This is a genomic window from Tritonibacter aquimaris, assembly GCF_009617595.1.
Taxonomy (GTDB): domain Bacteria; phylum Pseudomonadota; class Alphaproteobacteria; order Rhodobacterales; family Rhodobacteraceae; genus Epibacterium; species Epibacterium aquimaris.
The window spans coordinates 124,615-142,770 of record NZ_WIXK01000003.1 but is presented as its reverse complement, the minus strand read 5'-3'; the positions used below and the strand labels follow the sequence as shown (position 1 = coordinate 142,770).

19 protein-coding genes are annotated in these 18,156 nt (G+C 58.2%); 8 read left to right on the top strand and 11 right to left on the bottom strand.

What is annotated here, in order from left to right; genetic code table 11:
* The first annotated feature begins 73 nt into the window (after positions 1–73).
* Together GG681_RS06650 and GG681_RS06645 are read left to right on the top strand one after the other, a co-directional pair.
* On the top strand, positions 74–1,618 hold the full coding sequence (locus GG681_RS06650; protein WP_153546381.1) for an ATP-dependent DNA helicase: 1,545 nt from the start codon (positions 74–76) through the stop codon (positions 1,616–1,618).
* Entirely contained in the window at positions 1,615–2,343 is a 729-nt protein-coding gene (locus GG681_RS06645; RefSeq protein WP_153546380.1) for an SDR family oxidoreductase, read from the top strand. The genes GG681_RS06650 and GG681_RS06645 overlap by 4 nt, the downstream gene beginning before the upstream one ends.
* A gap of 115 nt (positions 2,344–2,458) precedes the next feature.
* On the opposite strand, the gene GG681_RS06640 is transcribed toward GG681_RS06645, so the two are convergent.
* The 10 genes from GG681_RS06640 to GG681_RS06595 all read right to left on the bottom strand — a co-directional run bounded on the left by GG681_RS06640 (position 2,459) and on the right by GG681_RS06595 (position 11,560).
* Complete coding sequence (locus GG681_RS06640) at positions 2,459–3,226, bottom strand: TIGR02186 family protein (RefSeq protein ID WP_153546379.1); 768 nt, start codon at positions 3,224–3,226, stop codon at positions 2,459–2,461.
* A 2-nt stretch (positions 3,227–3,228) separates the two neighbouring features.
* Positions 3,229–4,143, bottom strand: a complete 915-nt coding sequence (locus GG681_RS06635; RefSeq protein ID WP_153546378.1) for a sulfite exporter TauE/SafE family protein — start codon at positions 4,141–4,143, stop codon at positions 3,229–3,231.
* A gap of 131 nt (positions 4,144–4,274) precedes the next feature.
* A complete protein-coding gene (locus tag GG681_RS06630; RefSeq protein WP_153546376.1) occupies positions 4,275–5,285 on the bottom strand; it encodes an ABC transporter permease in 1,011 nt (336 codons plus the stop codon).
* The gene (locus tag GG681_RS06625; protein WP_153546374.1) at positions 5,285–6,379 is read right to left on the bottom strand and encodes an ABC transporter permease; all 1,095 of its coding nucleotides are present in this window, start codon (positions 6,377–6,379) and stop codon (positions 5,285–5,287) included. The genes GG681_RS06630 and GG681_RS06625 overlap by 1 nt, the downstream gene beginning before the upstream one ends.
* Positions 6,379–7,908, bottom strand: a complete 1,530-nt coding sequence (locus GG681_RS06620) for an ABC transporter ATP-binding protein (protein WP_153546372.1) — start codon at positions 7,906–7,908, stop codon at positions 6,379–6,381. The genes GG681_RS06625 and GG681_RS06620 overlap by 1 nt, the downstream gene beginning before the upstream one ends.
* Positions 7,909–8,063: 155 nt before the next feature.
* Positions 8,064–9,062, bottom strand: coding sequence for a BMP family lipoprotein (locus tag GG681_RS06615; protein WP_153546370.1), 999 nt, complete (start codon positions 9,060–9,062; stop codon positions 8,064–8,066).
* 173 nt (positions 9,063–9,235) lie between these two features.
* Positions 9,236–9,667 carry a GNAT family N-acetyltransferase gene (locus GG681_RS06610; protein WP_194287149.1) on the bottom strand — a complete coding sequence of 144 codons (432 nt, stop codon included), beginning with the start codon at positions 9,665–9,667 and terminating at the stop codon, positions 9,236–9,238.
* Complete coding sequence (gene tsaB, locus GG681_RS06605; protein ID WP_153546368.1) at positions 9,660–10,250, bottom strand: tRNA (adenosine(37)-N6)-threonylcarbamoyltransferase complex dimerization subunit type 1 TsaB; 591 nt, start codon at positions 10,248–10,250, stop codon at positions 9,660–9,662. Before tsaB ends, GG681_RS06610 begins: the two co-directional genes overlap by 8 nt.
* Complete coding sequence (locus GG681_RS06600) at positions 10,240–10,803, bottom strand: NifU family protein (RefSeq protein WP_153546366.1); 564 nt, start codon at positions 10,801–10,803, stop codon at positions 10,240–10,242. Before GG681_RS06600 ends, tsaB begins: the two co-directional genes overlap by 11 nt.
* Positions 10,804–10,945: 142 nt before the next feature.
* Complete coding sequence (locus tag GG681_RS06595) at positions 10,946–11,560, bottom strand: FMN-dependent NADH-azoreductase (RefSeq protein WP_153546364.1); 615 nt, start codon at positions 11,558–11,560, stop codon at positions 10,946–10,948.
* Between the two features lie 154 nt (positions 11,561–11,714).
* On the opposite strand from GG681_RS06595, the gene GG681_RS06590 reads away from it, so the two are divergent.
* Positions 11,715–12,296, top strand: a complete 582-nt coding sequence (locus GG681_RS06590; protein WP_153546362.1) for a CGNR zinc finger domain-containing protein — start codon at positions 11,715–11,717, stop codon at positions 12,294–12,296.
* Between the two features lie 55 nt (positions 12,297–12,351).
* Here the strand turns inward: GG681_RS06590 and GG681_RS06585 are convergent, their stop codons facing one another.
* The gene (locus GG681_RS06585; protein ID WP_153546360.1) at positions 12,352–12,807 is read right to left on the bottom strand and encodes a universal stress protein; all 456 of its coding nucleotides are present in this window, start codon (positions 12,805–12,807) and stop codon (positions 12,352–12,354) included.
* A 212-nt stretch (positions 12,808–13,019) separates the two neighbouring features.
* On the opposite strand from GG681_RS06585, the gene rpe reads away from it, so the two are divergent.
* From rpe to phnE (GG681_RS06560), 5 genes are all read left to right on the top strand, one after another.
* Positions 13,020–13,709, top strand: a complete 690-nt coding sequence (gene rpe / locus GG681_RS06580) for a ribulose-phosphate 3-epimerase (protein ID WP_153546358.1) — start codon at positions 13,020–13,022, stop codon at positions 13,707–13,709.
* Positions 13,710–14,009: 300 nt separating this feature from the next.
* Entirely contained in the window at positions 14,010–14,831 is an 822-nt protein-coding gene (phnC, locus tag GG681_RS06575) for a phosphonate ABC transporter ATP-binding protein (protein WP_328593294.1), read from the top strand.
* A 65-nt stretch (positions 14,832–14,896) separates the two neighbouring features.
* Positions 14,897–15,802 carry a phosphonate ABC transporter substrate-binding protein gene (phnD, locus tag GG681_RS06570; RefSeq protein WP_153546354.1) on the top strand — a complete coding sequence of 302 codons (906 nt, stop codon included), beginning with the start codon at positions 14,897–14,899 and terminating at the stop codon, positions 15,800–15,802.
* 119 nt (positions 15,803–15,921) lie between these two features.
* On the top strand, positions 15,922–16,803 hold the full coding sequence (gene phnE, locus GG681_RS06565; RefSeq protein WP_153546352.1) for a phosphonate ABC transporter, permease protein PhnE: 882 nt from the start codon (positions 15,922–15,924) through the stop codon (positions 16,801–16,803).
* Positions 16,800–18,116, top strand: a complete 1,317-nt coding sequence (gene phnE, locus GG681_RS06560) for a phosphonate ABC transporter, permease protein PhnE (protein ID WP_153546350.1) — start codon at positions 16,800–16,802, stop codon at positions 18,114–18,116. Before phnE (GG681_RS06565) ends, phnE (GG681_RS06560) begins: the two co-directional genes overlap by 4 nt.
* The last annotated feature ends 40 nt before the right edge of the window (positions 18,117–18,156 follow it).

Below are 18,156 nucleotides of genomic sequence, written 5' to 3'. Positions count from 1 at the left end.
GCAGGATCTTTTTGCGCTTTTATCGCGGCTTGCAGCTCTGGTGCTGCCGTCGCCATGGCTGTAGGGTCGCGCCATGACACGCGCCCAGACATCTTCACCCGTACAGTTTTCCGACGATCAGGCCACCGCTTTTGACAGCGTGACCGAGACCCTGCGCGCCGCGGGCGTTGATCTTGATGATGGGCTGTTGCAGCCACCCAAGGGATCATCCGATGTGATGGCGGTGATTGGCAAGGCGGGCTCGGGTAAGACGCTTTTGCTGGCCGAACTGTATAAAGCGCTGGAAAATTCCGGCGTTGAAGTGGTGTCGGGCGACTATGAAAGCCGCAAGAAAAGCGAAGACCGCCGCACCCTGGCGATTTTGGCCCCAACCAACAAGGCGGCAAGCGTGTTGCGCCTGCGTGGGGTGCCTGCAACCACCATTCACCGCATTCTTTATACGCCGGTCTATGACCCGGAATATGAAAAGCTGGCTGAGTGGCTGGCGGGGCAGGGGGATGCGCCCGAAATTGACGAGCTGAGCGAAGAGGCGCTGGCGCGGGCGCAGGCGTTTTATGAGAAAAACAAATCCATTCCCGGTGCATTGGCGGCGGCGGGTTTGCGCGGGTCAGACTTTATCACCGGCTGGAAACGCCGTGATGAGCCGCTGGACATTGGTTTTGTTGATGAGGCCTCGATGCTCGATGATCGTCAGTTCGATGATCTAAAAGAGATTTTTCCCAATCTGGTGCTGTTTGGCGATCCGGCGCAGCTGGCGCCGGTGAATCAATCGGGATCAATGGTGTTTGAGACACTGCCAGAAGAGCGGCGGCTGATCCTCAATCGGATTCACCGGCAAGAAGCGGATAACCCCATTCTGGATCTGGCCCATGCGCTGGCCGATCCGCAGCTGGGGTTTGAAGATTTTGAACGTATGATCGAAGAGACCGCGCGCCGCGATGAAAGGGTGGTCTGGGGCCAGCGTGTTGAGGTGGATCTGATGGCGCGCTCGCCCGTTTTGGTGTGGCGCAACAATACGCGGATCCGGTTGATCAATGCGTTTCGCGCGGTTTATGGCGCGCCGGAAGATCAGCTTTTGCCGGGGGAGCCCTTGATTTGTGATGGGCTTGAGCTGCCGATGAAGCACCGCAAGAAACGGCTTGATCTTGAGGCGCGCGGGCTGATCAAAGGCGCGCAGGTGATCTATCTCGGCCCTGGTCGCAAGCCCGGCTTTTCCCGGCTGCATGTGATGGGGGCAGAGGATCCGCAGGTGTCTGCCGCATCCATTGTGAAGATCGAAAAACCCGATGAAGAAGAGCCATTTATCCCCTTTGCCGCCCGTATGGGGGCGACGTTTCTGCATGGGGCGGCGGTGACCATTCACAAGGCGCAGGGCAGCCAGTGGGAAACGGCGCAGGTGTTTGCGCCCGATATCTATGCCGCCGCGCGGATGGGGCGGGTTGAGGCGGGGCAGCCGTTGTGGAAACGACTGGCCTATGTGGCGATCACCCGGGCGCAGGAGCGGCTGGTGTGGGTGGTGCGCAATCGTCTGGCGAAACCGTCCGACACGCTGAGAGTGGATGATTTGAAGGTGGCCCCTGTGGCGCTGGAGTTGGAAGCCCAGGAGGAAGAGGCATGAGCAGCATTTTGATCACCGGGGCGAGTTCGGGCATTGGCCGCGCAGTTGCAGAGCTTTTCCTCGCGGAGGGCTGGGTGGTTGGCCTGTTGGCACGGCGCGCGGACCACTTGCAGCAGATCGCTGAGGGTCAACGCCGTGCCATTGTGCTTCAGGCGGATGTGACAAGGCCCGCAGAGGTTGAGGCGGCCTTTCAGCACTTTACGGCTGAGGCCGGGCAAATCGATGTGCTGTTTAACAATGCGGGGATCTTTACCGCATCGGGGCTGATTGATGAGATCGCGCTGGAAGATTGGTATGCCTCTGTTGATGTGAACCTTTCTGGCATGTTTCTAGCGGCGCGCGCGGCATTTGCGCAGATGCGGGCGCAGGGCGGGGGGCGTATTATCAACAATGGCTCCATTGCCGCCCATGTGCCGCGCCCGCAAAGTACGCCTTATGCGGTGACCAAAGCGGCCATCACCGGGCTGACCAAATCGCTGTCGCTGGATGGGCGGGAATTTAACATTGCCTGCAGTCAGATCGATATTGGCAATGCGCGCACCCCGATGGTCGAAGATCTGATTGCGCGGGCGCGCGCTGTGGATCCTGACGCGCCGGTGATGGAGAGTTTTGCGGTGGAAGATGCGGCGCGATCAGTGCTGCATATGGCCAATTTGCCGCTGGAAGCAAATGTGCAGTTCATGACGGTGATGGCGACCAAAATGCCCTATATCGGCCGCGGTTAAAGGGGGGTACTCCCGCCAAGCCAAAACTGCACGCAAGCGTGCAGATGGCCTGTTGGGCCGAGCCTCGGGCAAAGCCCGAGGCGGTCACACTTAAACACTCTGGCTGCGCCCTGACTTAGCGGTTGCGCAGCAGGGAGAAGATGGCAGAAGCCCCCCAGCCCGCAAGCGCGGCAATCACCAGTGCGAGCACGCCGTAAGCCCAGGGCTGTTCGCGCGACAGGTTGAACAGGAACCGCTCCAGCCCCACCTTGCGCACTTCAATCTCCGCACTATGCGCCGCCACCACCTGAGCCTCGCGGGTCAGCAGAATGCGCGCGGTATAGGCCCCTTCAGTCAGGTCCGGTGGCATTTGGATCGTGGTGCGAAACAGGGTCTGCTGATCCACATCAACGGTGTTTTCCAACAGCACATATTTGCCGTCTTCTTCGCGCACGCGCACCAGCGCTTCTTGGAAGGTTTCGGCGTTTTCATTGCTGACTTTGGCGCCGATGGACAAGATGGCGCGTTCAATCGACACCCGGTGGCGGCGATCTTCCGAGGCGCTTAGCATCTGATCGAACGGCGCGCTGGTGGCGACCGCATAAAAGATCGGCGCGCGGTCGATTTCGACGCTTTCCACATTGGTCCAGATGCCAAAACGGCGATCTTTGCGTCGCACCACCGCAGGCAGCGAGGGGCCAGACAGGGTGACGATCACCTCAAGCGGGCTGTCATCGGGAATGGGGATTTCGCGTTTGATCGCGCCAAAGATCAAAATGTCGGAACCGTCAAAATCAGTGGTGATTTCAACACTGTTCTGGCTGAGACCGAGCACTACGCTTTCCTTGGCCTGAACGGGCAGGGCCATGAGCAATGCTGCAGCGACGAGGAGAGGTTTGATCATCTTCAGCTCGCCCGTGTCTGCGCGATTGAGAAAGGTTCGGACGGGGGCAGCAGCAGATCCAGCGCCAGTTTGCCACAGACGGCCAGCACAATGAGTGCGAGCAGGATGCGCAGCTGTTCGGCCTTGAGGAAGCTGCCGAGAAACGAGCCAAACTGCGCGCCAATAACCCCACCAACAAGCAAGAGCACCGCAAGCACAATATCGACGGTCTGGTTGGTCACCGCATGCATCATGGTGGTGGCCCCGGTCACGGTGATGATCTGAAACAGCGAGGTGCCAATCACCACTTTGGTGGGAATTCCCAGCACATAGATCATCGCAGGCACCATGATAAAGCCACCGCCAACGCCCATTACGGCGGTCAGCACACCCACAAGACAGCCCACCGCAATGGGGGGGATCACCGAGATATAAAGCTGTGAGGTGCGAAACCGGGTCTTTAGCGGCATCTTATGCACCCAGTTGCGCTGTTTGCGCTTGGGCGGGCCGCCGCGGCGGGATTTGCGCAGGGCGTTGACGCTTTCGATGAACATCAGCCCCCCCACGATGCCCAGAAAGCCCACATAGCACAGAGTCACGAAGAGATCGACCTGACCCAGTGATTTCAGGTAGTTGAAGATGGCAACCCCAGCAGCCGCACCAATTACGCCGCCGATTTGCAGCACTACCCCCATCTTGAGATCAACCGATTTGCGCCTGAGATGGGCCAGCACCCCAGAGACCGAGGAGGCCACAATCTGATTGGCCCCGGTGGCCACAGCCACAGCGGGCGGCACACCGATGAAAAACAACAGGGGCGTCAGAAGGAACCCTCCGCCCACACCAAACATGCCGGACAGAATGCCGACGATGCCGCCAAGACCAAGCAAGAGGAATGCGTTGACCGAGATTTCTGCAATCGGGAGGTAGATATTCATAGGTTTGTTAGAGCGCTGGAGGGGAGAAAAATCAACTGAATATAGGCGCTAACGTCAGCTGAATTGAATTTGAGTGGAATTTGTGAGCCGCGCCCGGTGTGTGTGGTGGTGGGGCGCGGCGTCTTGTGGGTTTATCGTTCTTTCACGTAGGGTTCACCGCCGGATTTTGGTGGCACCGCTTTGCCGACAAAACCGGCCAGGATCACCACGGTCATCACATAGGGCAGCGCGCCGAGGAACTGGGATTGGATTTTCACCTGGAAGATCGCCTCAAGCACGTCGGGGCGCAGTTCGAGCGCCTGAAACAGGCCAAAGAGCAAGCAAGCCCCAAGCGCGTGCCACGGTCGCCATTTGGCAAAGATCAGCGCGGCAAGGGCGATAAAGCCCCGGCCTGCGGACATGTCTTTGACAAAACCGGCCTGTAGCGCGGTGGACAGATATGCGCCTGCAATGCCGCAAAGCACGCCGCAGATCATAACCGCCGCATAGCGCAGCCCTACAACCGAGATCCCTGCGGTATCCACCGCCGCCGGGTTTTCCCCCACCGCGCGCAGGCGCAGGCCAAAGCGGGTGCCAAACAGCAGCCAGGCGGTGAAGGGCACCAGAAGCAGCGACAGGTAGACAAGGATGGAGTGGCCCGAGATCAGTTCAGAATAGGCCTGTTGCAGCGGGCCTGCTTCTGCCAGGAGATGCGAGAGCGGGCGGCCTGCGGCCTCTGCCTCGGTTGGGCCGATGGCGAAGGGGAGTTCAATCGGGTCAAAGCGGCCATTGCCCAGCAGAGAAGGCGTGCGCCCGCCCTGTTTGAACCAGCTTTGTGCGATCAAAACCGTGAGACCTGCGGCAAGGAAGTTCACGGCAACGCCAGAGATCAGCTGGTTACCGCGAAAGGTGATCGAAGCGACGCCATGCAGTGCCGCGAGCATCAAAGAGGCGCCTGTGCCCGCCAGCAGGCCAAGCCACGCATTGCCGGTGGTAGCGGCAATGGCTGCTGAGAAAAACGCAGCCATCAGCATTTTGCCCTCAAGGCCGATGTCAAAGATGCCTGCGCGTTCGGAATAGAGCCCGGCAAGACAGGCCAGAAGCAGCGGGGTGGCCAGACGCAGGGTGCTGTCGAGGATCTGAATCAGGGTGAAGAAGTCCATCAGTTGGTCTCCTTACGCAGGGCAATGAAGAGTTTTTCCAGCGGCATGCGCACCATGTTGTCGAGCGCGCCGGTAAAGAGGATGACCAGCGCCTGAATGACCACGATGAGTTCACGCGGGATCGAGGTCCAGAGTGCAAGCTCAGCGCCGCCTTGATAGAGGAAGCCAAAGAGGAGCGCGGCCAAGAGCACCCCAAACGGGTGGTTGCGGCCCATCAGCGCCACGGCGATGCCGATGAAGCCCGCGCCCTCGGTTGCGTTCAGCACCAGGCGTTCGGCTTCGCCCATCACGTTGTTGATTGCCATCATGCCGCAAAGCGCGCCAGAGATCAGCATGGCGATCATGGTGATCTTGGTGGGGGACATGCCCGCGTAACGCGCGCCGGTTTCCGATTTGCCGTAGGAGCGGATTTCATAGCCAAGCCAGGTGCGCCAGATCAAGAGCCACACCAGCACACAGGCACCAAGCGCCACCAGAAGGGTCACATTGGCGGGGGCGTTTTTGGAAAAGTTGATGCCAAGGGGTAGCAGGAGTTCATGCAGGTTGGGCAGATGCATCGCCTCGGGGAAACGCGCCGAGGCGGGATCTTGCGAGCCTGCGGGTTTCAGCACATTGACCAGCATGTAGTTCAGCACGGCGGCGGCGATGAAGTTGAACATGATGGTGGTGATCACGACATGGCTGCCGCGTTTGGCCTGAAGATAGGCGGGGATCGCGGCCCAGGCCGCGCCAAACAGGGCTGCGGCAATGCTGGCGGCGAGCAATGCAATGGTCCAATGGGGCCAGGGGATGAACAGGCAGGCGATTGCCACGCCAAGCCCGCCAAGCATGGCCTGACCTTCGCCGCCGATATTAAACAGCCCAGCGTGATAGGCCACCGCGACCGCAAGGCCCGTGAACAGGAAGTTGGTGGTATAATAGAGCGTGTAGCCCCAGCCATAGGTGGAGCCAAGCGCGCCTTCGATCATCAATGAGATCGCCTCGGTCGGGCTTTCGCCGATGGCGAGGATCACAAGGGCAGAGATTGCAACCGCAAGTGCCAGGCTGATCAGCGGGATCAGGACGATATCGGCCCATTTTGGCATCTTTTCCATCAGGCGTTCTCCGCTTGCATGCCGGCCATCATCAGGCCCAGTTCTTTTTCATCTGTGTCTGCGGCCTGACGTTCGCCCATAATATGGCCGTCAAACATCACCGCGACCCGATCGGCGAGCGACAGGATCTCTTCGAGTTCGACCGAGACCAGAAGGATCGCCTTGCCCTGATCGCGCAGGGCGACGATCTGCTGGTGGATGAATTCAATTGCGCCGATGTCAACGCCGCGGGTGGGCTGGCCCACCAGCAAGAGATCGGGGTTGCGTTCGATCTCGCGGGCGACCACGATTTTCTGCTGGTTGCCGCCGGAGAAGTTTTTCGCCGCAAGCCAGGGATCAGGGGGGCGGACATCAAATTTAGCCATCTTGGCCTCGGTGTCGGCGCGCAGGGCGGCGTTGTCCATCAGCACGCCTTTTTGGAACTCAGCCGCGCGGTGATAGCCAAAGGCCACGTTTTCCCAGGCGTGGAAATCCATGATCAGCCCTTCGCGCTGGCGGTCTTCGGGCACGTGGCCGATGTGGGCAGCGCGGCGCGCGCGCCCGTCGGCCCCATGGCCAGACAGGGGCAGGGGATCGCCGTGCAGTTTGATCGAACCCTGACCTGTGCGCATGCCGCCCAGAACCTCAAGCAGTTCCGACTGGCCATTGCCCGCAACCCCCGCGATGCCAAGGATTTCACCGGCGCGCACGGTAAGGTCGATGCCTTTGACCCGTTCCACGCCTGCATCATCTGCGACATGTAGGTTTTCAATTTCAAGGATCGGCGCGCCGGGTTTGGCGGGAACTTTATCTACCTGTAGCAGCACCTTGCGGCCTACCATCAGCTCAGCTAGGTGCTCGGGGCTGGTTTCCGTGGTTTTGACCGTGGCGGTCATCTGGCCGCGGCGCATCACAGACACGGTGTTGGTGTATTCCATGATTTCGCGCAGTTTATGCGTGATCAGGATGATGGTTTTGCCTTCCGAGCGCAGCCGATCCAGAATGCGGAACAGCTGATCGGCCTCAGCCGGGGTCAGAACCCCGGTGGGTTCATCAAGAATAAGAATATCGGCCTGACGGTAGAGCGCCTTGAGGATTTCCACCCGCTGCTGCATGCCAACGCCGATTTCATCGATGCGCGCATCCGGGTCAACGTTGAGCTCATACTCGCGGGCCAGTGTTTTCAGCGTCTTGCGGGCCTTGGCGAGAGAGGGGCGCAACAGGCCGCCATCTTCGGCGCCCAGGATGATGTTTTCCAGCACGGTGAAGTTTTCCACCAGTTTGAAATGCTGAAACACCATGCCGATGCCTGCGGCAATGGCCGCCTGGCTGTCGGGGATGGTGGTGTGTTTGCCGTTGATCCAGATTTCGCCGCGGTCGGCTTTGTAAAACCCGTAGAGGATGCTCATCAGGGTGGATTTGCCCGCGCCGTTTTCACCAATGATGCCGTGAATGGTGCCGGGGTTCACCTTGATGGAGATGTCTTTGTTTGCCTGCACCGGGCCGAAGGATTTCGAGATGTTTTTGAGCTCGATCGCGGGTGTCGTCATGGCTGCTCCTGTTGCCACAAGGCCTGTGCGGCGATCCCGTTTCGGGATGGTCTTATGAATCAGTATTGTTTTTAGGGAAGCTCTGAAAAATGGGGAACCCGGAAGGCGCTATATTGCGCCTTCCGGGCTGGATCAGAGTGGTTTCGGGGTCTGGATTAGAACTCAAGAACCGGGCAGCTGTTGTCGGTGTAATAAGACACAACGTTCAGTTCGCCATCGATGATCTGCTGGCGCGCGGTTGCAACTTTTTCCTGCATCTCGGCGCTGACCAGGTCTTTGTTGTTTTCGTCAAGTGCAACGCCCACACCTTCTTCGGCGAGGCCCATGGTGAAGACACCGGTTTCCAGTGCGTCGCCCGCTTTCATGGCTTCATAAACGGCCACGTCAACGCGTTTCAGCATAGATGTCAGTACCTTGCCCGGATGCAGGTGGTTTTGGTTGCTGTCGACGCCGATGGACAGGATGTTTTCATCCGCTGCGGTCTGCAGCACGCCCACGCCGGTGCCGCCTGCTGCGGCGTAAACCACATCCGCGCCTTGGGAGATCTGCGCTTTGGTCAGCTCAGAGCCTTTGACCGGGTCGTTCCAGGCCGCGGGTGTTGTGCCGGTCATATTGGCGATCACGTTTGCATCGGGGTTCACTGCTTTTACGCCCTGGGCATAGCCGCAGGCAAAGTGACGGATGAGCGGCACATCCATGCCACCAATAAAGCCGACGGTGCCGGATTTCGACGCCATCGCCGCCATCATGCCCACAAGATATGAGCCTTCATGCTCGGCAAAACCGATCTGGCGCAGGTTGGGGGCGTCGAGCCAGTTCACATCCACCACCACAAATTTGGTGTCGGGGTAATCCGGTGCTACGGTGGTCAGCGGATCCGCCATGCCAAAGCCCATGGTGACAATCGGGTTGGAGCCTGCTTCGGCAAAACGGCGCAGCGCCTGTTCGCGCTGTGCTTCTGATTGCAGTTCGATCTCACGGTATTTGCCGCCGGTTTCCTCGGCCCAGCGGGACGCGCCATTGTGGGCGGCCTCATTGAACGATTTGTCGAATTTACCGCCGAGGTCAAAGATCAGCGCGGGATCTGCAAGAGATGCACCCGCGGTGAGGGCCAGCGCGGCGGTCGCGCCAAGGAAAGATTTCATCAGGGTCATGGTTTTCTCCCGGTCTGTTATTCGACAAATGTCCCGTTGTCCGATCCGCCTGTTGTATGTGCTGAATTTGCGCGGATCAGCTGTTTGTGAATGGATTTAGGGCGCAGCTTTGCGGGAGGGTCAATGGTTTTTTGACCATTTGGTCGAAGAAGCGGGATTTCACCGTGGATTTCTTAACCAATAAGCGTGCTGCGCATCAAAATGGCGTCGACCACTCTACCATCAGGCGAGGTGTAATAATTGGGACGCTGGCCCACGCGGGCAAATCCGGTCTGGCTGTAAAGGGCAAGTGCGGCGTCATTGTCGGCGGCCACTTCCAGAAACGCAGCCTGTGCGCCGCGGGACTGTGCGCTCTGTTGCCAGAGCGGCATCAGCGCGCGGGCAAGGCCCTGGCGTTGGTGGTCCGGGTGGGTGGCAAGGGTCAGAAGCTCTGCCTCATCGGCGACCACGCGTACCAGGGCAAAGGCGCGGCTGTCGCCACAGGTAAATATGAGCGGGCTTGCCAGCAATGAGGTGAACTCAGCCGCGCTCCAGGGGCGCTGATGCTGAAAGGCGGCCTTATGGGTTGCGGCCAGCATTTCGGCGCTGAGTGCGGTGTCAGCCATCGATCAGAGCGGGCGGGACATCGCGGGAGGGGGCGGCATCGGCGGGTTTGATATAGAGCGGTGCCGGGGCGGCGGGATCATCGTGAAACCGGGCACGGGTGTGTTGCGCGATTTGGGTGGCGATGTCTTTGGGGCTTGCTTCTATGTGCAGGGTTTGCCCTGCGCCGCGGGCGATGTCTTCGGCCTCTTGGCGGGTGGTGAGACGCGGCGCGCCCGCGTTTATATAGACCTGATCTCGGGGGGCGGGCACCGCCGCCAATATACCGTCAGCTGCGCGCGCATCAAAGCCATCCACCCCCACCGCAGGAATATTCAGCCCCAGCGCCAGACCACGGGCCGCAGCAACAGAGATGCGGATGCCGGTGAAATTGCCGGGGCCGATGCCAACGCCGATGGCATCCAGATCCTGCCAGCTGATGCCAGCCTCACTGAGCACCTCTTCCAACAGGTCCATCAGCCGGTCGGCCTGACCACGCGCCATTTCCTCAAGGCGGTTTGCGCGGATCTCATCGCCACAAAGCACGGCGGCCGCGCAATGCGCGGCCGAGGTATCAAAGGCAAGTATCTTTGGTTCAGACGGCAACCGGGCGCACCTCTACCACTTCGGGGATGTAGTGGCGCAGCAGGTTTTCAATGCCCATTTTCAGGGTCAATGTTGACGAGGGGCAGTTGGCGCAGGCGCCTTGCATGTGCAGATAGACCACGCCACGATCAAAACCGTGGAAGGTGATATCACCGCCGTCCTGGGCCACGGCCGGGCGCACGCGGCTGTCCAAGAGTTCTTTGATCTGGTTGACCACGTCTGCGTCTTCGCCGCTGTGTTCCGCATGGGCAGGGGCCTGTTCGGCACCATCTGCCATCACCGGTTGGCCGGATTGGTAATGTTCCATCACCGCGCCAAGGATCGCAGGTTTGATGTGATCCCATTCCACGTTTTCCGCCTTGGTGACGGTTACAAAGTCGTGGCCGAAGAACACGCCAACAACGCCTTCAACCGCAAAGATACGGCTGGCGAGGGGGGATTTTTCCGCAGCGGCAGCGGACTGGAAGTCAGCGGTGCCAGCGCCCAGTACCTCTTGCCCGGGCAGGAATTTGAGCGTTGCCGGGTTGGGGGTGGATTCTGTTTGAATGAACATGCGGAAGCCTCCGTCTGAGTGTCTCACGGATATGACGGGTGGTGGGCCAAAAGTCAAGTTTTGGAACCATTCTAAATTAAAAAAGACGGCCGCAGGGCGCAGCCGTCTCTTGAAATTGCGATGGTTTTGCAAAAAGCGCGCTTTACAGGGCTTTCAGCTCGGCCAGTGCAGCGTCGTAACCGGCCTGCGGATCCTGTGTCAGCAGCGAAGGCTGGTAGCGCACGGTGTTTACATCGTTGATGCCGATGGTCTGCAGCCACCACTCAAGGTAGTTGGAGTGGAAGTCGGTGCCGTATTTCGCATCTGCACCGGGCGCCCAGACGCCAGAAGACACAACCAGAGTGGCTTTTTTGTTTTCCAGAAGGCCAAAGTAGCCTTTTTCCGGATCAAAGCCAAACAGCATGCCAGGCTGGGTGATGATGTCGATGTAATGCTTCAGACGGTAAGACACGCCGCCGTTCCACATGGGGGCACCGATCACAATGTGGTCAGCCGCCATAAAGCGTTGTGTGATCGAAGCAACCTGATCCCAGGCTTTTTCTTTCGCCGGGTCCATTTCGCCAACGCCGAAGAAAGTCATTTTTGCCGCGGCTGGATCGCCGTCAAATGCGGGCAGATCTTCGGCAAAAAGGTCCAGAACGTCCACTTCCAGGCCTGGATTCTTCTCTTTCTGAGATTCGACAAAAGCCGCCGCCAGCGCGTTGGACTTTGATTCCGCACCACGGGGGGATGCAATGATATGCAGCAGTTTGGTCATGGATTGTCTCCGTAACTGTCTAGTGTGTGCTTGAATGGTTACTCAAGACTCGCGGAACTTGTCAAACTCTGTTATGTAAGTTGCAGCAACCCTAACAGAGTTGTGAACGTTCTGGCTGAAAGCTGTAATATCTTTTCTAAAGTAAGGTGCACATATGGCGTCAAATCTCCCCGCTCCCTATCTGATTGCTGACCACAAAGGTCTGGAGGTGCTGAACTCGATCGGCGCGCCTTATGGCGATGAGATGGACTGGTTGGTGAACGGTGCTGAATTTGTGTCCTGGATGGAAGCAGTCGGACTTTTGAGTGCTGCGCAGGGCCAAGAGGTGCTGGCGTCGATCTCTGCCGAAGAACTTGACGCAGCTGCTGCAAAGGTGCGCAGCCTTCGGGAGCTGTTTCGCGACAATCTGCATGAGCAGAGCGAGACATTTCTTTCAAAGCTGAATGAAATCATGCGCGATGTCACCGGCCACTATAAGGTCGAAACCCATGAGTGCGGCAGCAAGGCGATGCGGTTTGAGCCGCGCTATGAATGTGGCGATGACCTGCTGGTGCGGGTTGCGGTTGAAATCGCTGAGCTGATTTGTCTGAACGAGGGGGAGCGGGTGCGCCAGTGCGACGGGCCAACCTGCACCTATTGGTTCCGCGATACGTCACGCAACAACCGCCGCCGCTGGTGCTCGATGGCGATCTGTGGCAACCGCGCCAAGGTCAAAGCGCACCGGGCTCGTAAATGACAGGTCCCAAAGTCAGCCACAGTTGCAAAGATCCATGCCGTTGGAGCTGTGGTACCTAGGTGATCGCCTCAAGCTTTTCTTTGGAAAGATCGCCGGGCACGATGGTGACGGGCACGGGCAGGCTGCCTGATGATTTTGACAGCTGGCTGACCAGCGGGCCGGGGCCGGTGCGTTCATTGCCAGCGCCAAGCACCAAGACGCCAATGTCCGGGTCATCTGAAATCTGGCCAAGAATTTCCGGCACGGCGTCGCCTTCGCGGATGACAAGCTCGGGGTCGACATTCTGACGGTCGCGCATCCATTTGGCGAAGACTTCATAATGGGCCACGATGCGTTCACGGGTTTCTTCGCGCATCACTTCGGCCACGCCAATCCAGTGGTTGAACTCATCCGGGGGGATGATTGACAGGATGGTCACGCCACCACCGGTGTGTGCGGCCCGCATCGCAGCAAAGCGCATCGCATTGAGGCATTCGCGGCTATCATCCAAAACAACAAGGAATTTGCGCATGGGTTTTCACTCCGGTCAGGTTTGCAGATCATGGCCCATGGGGGCGATGCGCGCAATGATAGAGTGCTGCGACGAAAGGTGCAGCTGTTGGGATTGGGTGAGGGGGCGTATCAGGGGACCTATGAGAGGATAGGGGGATTTTCGCTGTTTCCCTGACGGGAGACGTTATATAGAGAGCGCAAACACTCATATATATATCTGGAATGCTGCTCATGTCCTTTGACCGCAAGATCAAGATCGCGCCTTCAATCCTGTCGGCTGATTTCGCCAACTTCGGCCAGGAAATCCAGGCCATTGAATCACAGGGGGCCGATTGGGTCCATGTGGATGTGATGGATGGTCATTTTGTACCCAACCTCACCTTTGGTCCGCAGGCGGTGAAAGCGTTCCGTCCGCATGTGAAAACCGTGATGGATGTGCATCTGATGATCTCGCCGGTGGATCAGTATATCGATGCCTATGCGGATGCGGGCGCTGATGTTCTGACCGCCCACATTGAAGCAGGCCCCCATATCCACCGCACGCTGCAGGCCATTCGCGCAGCAGGCATGAAAGCGGGTGTCGCGTTGAACCCAGGCACCCCGGCCGAAGCGGTGCAGCATCTGCTGGATCTCACCGATCTGATCTGTGTGATGACAGTGAACCCGGGCTTTGGTGGCCAGAAGTTCATCGATATGACTGGCAAGGTGCGCCAGCTGCGTTCGATGATTGGCGATCGTCCGGTGCATATTGAAATCGACGGTGGTGTTGATCCCAAAACCGCGCCGCTGGTGGCAGAAGCCGGGGCGGATGTTTTGGTTGCGGGCTCTGCGGTGTTCCGCGGTGGCTCGGTTGCCCAGCCTGAGGTTTACGGCGAGAACATCAAAGCGATCCGTGCCGCAGCTGAAGGCAGCTGGACCTGAGCGAAGCCAATTAAATCAACACAACCTTCTAAGCGTTGCAGAGTTATGTGACTCGCGGTTGTAAAAAAAGGGCCACCGGAGACGGTGGTCTTTTGCTTTTGTAATGTGTTTGTGACGAGTTGTTGGATGTGGCGTGAATAGGTGGCTGCATTTTGTATCTAATTTTCAATGGCTTTGCGTAAATGGGCGTAACTAGGCCATTTTTAAGTATGGCGCTGTGTCATAAAATTTTAATTCTTGCGTCACAAATGTGTTGAGCACGCACCGTAATACCCCCTGCAAGATAGATGGGGGTGGCACGTGCTGCGCATTAATAAACTTACCAAACGGTTTGGTGACAAAATCGCGGTCGACAGCGCAACGCTGGAGATCGACAAGCCTTGTATGCTTGGCATTATCGGTCGCTCTGGTGCGGGCAAGTCGACGCTGTTGCGGATGATCAACCGTCTTGGGGATGCCACCGAGGGATCGATCCTGTTTGAAGGTCGTGAAGTCACCACGTTGACCGGCGCTGCAAAACGCAAGTGGCAGTCCGAATGTGCGATGATCTTCCAGCAGTTCAACCTGGTGCCGCGTATGGATGTGGTCTCCAATGTGCTGCATGGGAAGCTCAATCAGCGCTCTACCCTGACGACCATGTTCAACCTGTATCCAATGCAGGATATTCACCGCGCCATTGATATTCTGGAGCGTCTGGGCATTGCTGAACATGCCGCCAAACGCGCCGAGGCGCTTTCGGGTGGTCAGCAGCAGCGTGTGGCGATTGCCCGTGCCCTGATGCAGGATCCCAAGATCATTCTGGCGGATGAGCCGATTGCGTCGCTTGACCCGATGAACGCACAGACCGTGATGCAGGCGCTACGTCGCATCCACGAAGAAGATGGCCGTACTGTTGTCGCCAACCTGCACACGCTCGACACTGCGCGCCGCTATTGCGACCGGGTGGTGGGCATGCGTGATGGGCGCATTGTGTTTGACGGTCTGCCCGAGCAGCTGACCACGGGTGTTGCACGCGAGATCTATGGCGCGGGCGATGAGTTTTCCGAGGCGGCCACATCCACCGAGATCGAAACACTGGAAAAGACCGAAGGCGAATATAGCGCGGCGGTTCCAGCTGAATAAATTTCCCTTTTTTCATCCTTCCCAAGGCATCTGCGCTTTGGGGGACAACCTGGAGATCTTTTGAGATGAAAAACGTAATCGCGGCCGTTCTGGCCACCACCGCGCTGACCAGCCCAGTTCTGGCAGAAGGCATCACCGAATTCCGCATCGGCATCCTGGGTGGCGAAAACGCGCAAGACCGTCTGAATTCTTATGAGTGCCTGCGCGCCTACACCGAAGAAGCGCTGGGCGTAGAAACCAAACTGTTTGCACCTGCGGATTACAACGGTGTTATCCAGGGTCTGCTGGGCGGCAGCATCGACATGGCATGGTTGGGTGCATCCGGTTATGCAAAGACCTTCCTGTCTGATCCTGAAGCGGTTGAGCCGGTTCTGGTTAAGATCAACCTGGATGGTTCCTACGGCTACCACTCCATCGGTTTTGCCCGCAAAGACAGCGGCATCGACAGCATCGACGCGATGCAGGGCAAGGTCTTTGGCTTTGGTGATCCGAACTCCACCTCTGGCTACCTGATCCCATCGATCGAGATCCCGACTTATAAAGAAGGCATCACCATGGAATCCGGTGAGTACTTCGACGAAGTGAAATTCACCGGCGGTCACGAGCAGACCATCGTTGCGGTTAACAACGGCGACATCGACGGCGGCGTAACCTGGGCTGACGGTCAGGGTGAATGGGAAGATGGTTTCAACTCTGGCGCGCTGCGCAAAGCGGTTGATGCTGGCCTGATCGACATGAACGATCTGGTTGAAATCTGGCGCTCGGCTCCGATCCCGGAAGGCCCTGTTGTTCTGCGCACCGCGCTGCCTACAGACGTAAAAGCAAAGATGACCGCTCTGATCGATGGCATGTATGAGCAGGATAAAGACTGCACCTATGCAATCTCTGCTGGTGAATCGCTGGGCTTTGACCCGATCACCCACGATGCATACCTGTCGATCATCGAAGCACGTAAGCTGAAATCCAAGTAATTTTAGCACCACTATCTGCGGGGTCCAGCATCAGCCGGGCCCCGCAATTTTTCGTATGGGCCCTGCGCAAGATCTATGGGCCCCAAGAGCAGGACGATGTGAATGGCTGAGGTTTTCTGATGGTTGACACAGGGGCCGCCGGGCTGACCGTGCGTGAAATCCGCGATGACTATGTGGCGCTGACCCAGCGCAAACGGCTGTATGGTGGCATATTGCTGGCCATTTTCGTGGCGATGATGGTGGCGGGGTTTCGCACCGCTGATGAGCGCAATGCCGGATCTTTCTGGGATGGGATTACCCATGTCTTTGATTATCCCGGCGAAGTTCTGAGCGAAGCATCTGAAAAGGTTGCTGAGCTGCCAGGGCTGATTGTTCACTTCCTGCCTGCACTGATTGAAACGTTGAATATTGCCGCGGCCTCTACCCTGTTCGGGGTACTGTTTGGGATCTTGCTGTCGCTTCTGGCGACCCGTGGCATGGCGCCTTGGCCCCGGCTTATCCCGGTGTTTCGCCGCGTCTCTGATACCATGCGTGCGATCCCTGAGATCGTCATTGCGCTGGTGCTGATCTTTGTGATTGGCGGCGGGCCGGTGCCTGCGATGCTGGCGATTGCGCTGCACACCGCGGGCGCGCTGGGCAAGCTGTTTTCCGAAGTAAACGAAAACGCCTCGCTGAAACCGGTTGAGGGCCTGTCCTCTGTTGGGGCGAGCTGGGCGCAGCGGATGCTTTTGGGTGTGTTGCCGCAGGTGGGGCCGAACTATGTGTCTTATGCGCTGCTGCGATTTGAGATCAACATCCGTGCCTCGGCGATCCTGGGTTTTGTAGGTGCTGGCGGCATTGGCTATGAGCTGAAAAACGCCATGTCCTGGGGGCAGGGGCGTTATGATGAAGCCGCGGCGATCTTCCTCATCCTGTTTTGTACCATCGTGGCAGTGGATCAGCTGTCGTCTTACATGCGCAACCGTCTGACCCACGGTGCTGGAAATGGAGCAAAAGCATGAGTGCTCTGGATACAAACCCGATTGATGTAAACGGCATCAAATCCGACATGCGCACGCTATTTGCGCGCAAACGGATGATGAATTTCGGCCTGCCCATTCTGGTGCTGCTGTATCTTGTATATGTGTTCTTTGCCTTTGAAGTGCCTGCGCTTTGGGCCAAGGCGGATATGGAGAACGCCAAGACACTGGTTAGCGACAGCTACAGCTACAAGACCCATGTGACCCGCGACAACCGCAATGGCGCCGTGAGCATTGCAATCGAGGGCGAGCGCAAGGGCGCCTATGCCGAAGGCACGTCACCTGAGTGGGTGAGCCTGGGTGAAACCACCGTGATTGATCTGGAAGATGGTCACGAGGTGCGTTTTGGTTCTGAAACCATTGAATATGACATTCCAGGCTATGGCACCGTGCAGGCAACGCCGTCGCGCAGCCAGGGCATTCAGGCCGAGCTGCCTGCCGGGGATGTGCCCGATTTCATCAACCTGTCGCGCAACCGTATGACCATCAAAACCGATGCGGGCCGTCTGACCGTGACACGCAACCGGTCCGAGGTGTTCCGGTATTTTGCGGGCTGGGAGCTGTTTTTCTTTACCCTCGACAGTGATTATCACGGGCTCAGCTTTGGCCAGGTGATGGGCAAGGCGGTCAGCGGTGAAGCGGGTGCGATCCTGAGCGACATCTGGAACAATAAGATGTGGCGTCACAGCGATGTGGCCTGGGCTTTGGCGGAAACCCTGCTGATGGCGTTCCTTGGCACATTGGGGGCGGGTATTATCGCGTTGCCGCTGGCCTTTCTGGCGACGCGTAACTTTATGCCGATCAAGGCGCTGCGTTTTGCCACCCGTCGCCTGTTTGACTTTGTGCGTGGTGTGGACAGCCTGATCTGGACTGTGGTTCTGGCGCGCGCCTTTGGGCCGGGCCCTTTGACCGGTGCGCTGGCCATTCTGGTCACGGATACCGGCACCTTTGGTAAGATCTTTTCCGAGGCGTTGGAAAACGTGGATCAGAAACAGATCGAAGGGGTGCAATCCACCGGTGCAAAACCCATTCAGCGCTACCGCTTTGGCGTGGTGCCGCAGGTGACGCCGGTTCTGCTCAGCCAGCTTTTGTATTTCCTTGAATCCAACACCCGCAGCGCCACCATCATTGGGGCGATCACCGGGGGTGGTATTGGCCTTCTGCTGACGCAGGCGATCATCACCCAAAAGGACTGGGAAGAGGTGGCCTATTACATCGTGCTGATCATCTTGATGGTGATTGTGATGGATTGGTTCTCGGGCTGGCTGCGCCGCCGTCTGATCCAGGGCAAGTAATACAGCAGCAAAGTTATGACAGGGCGCGGGGGAAGTCTCG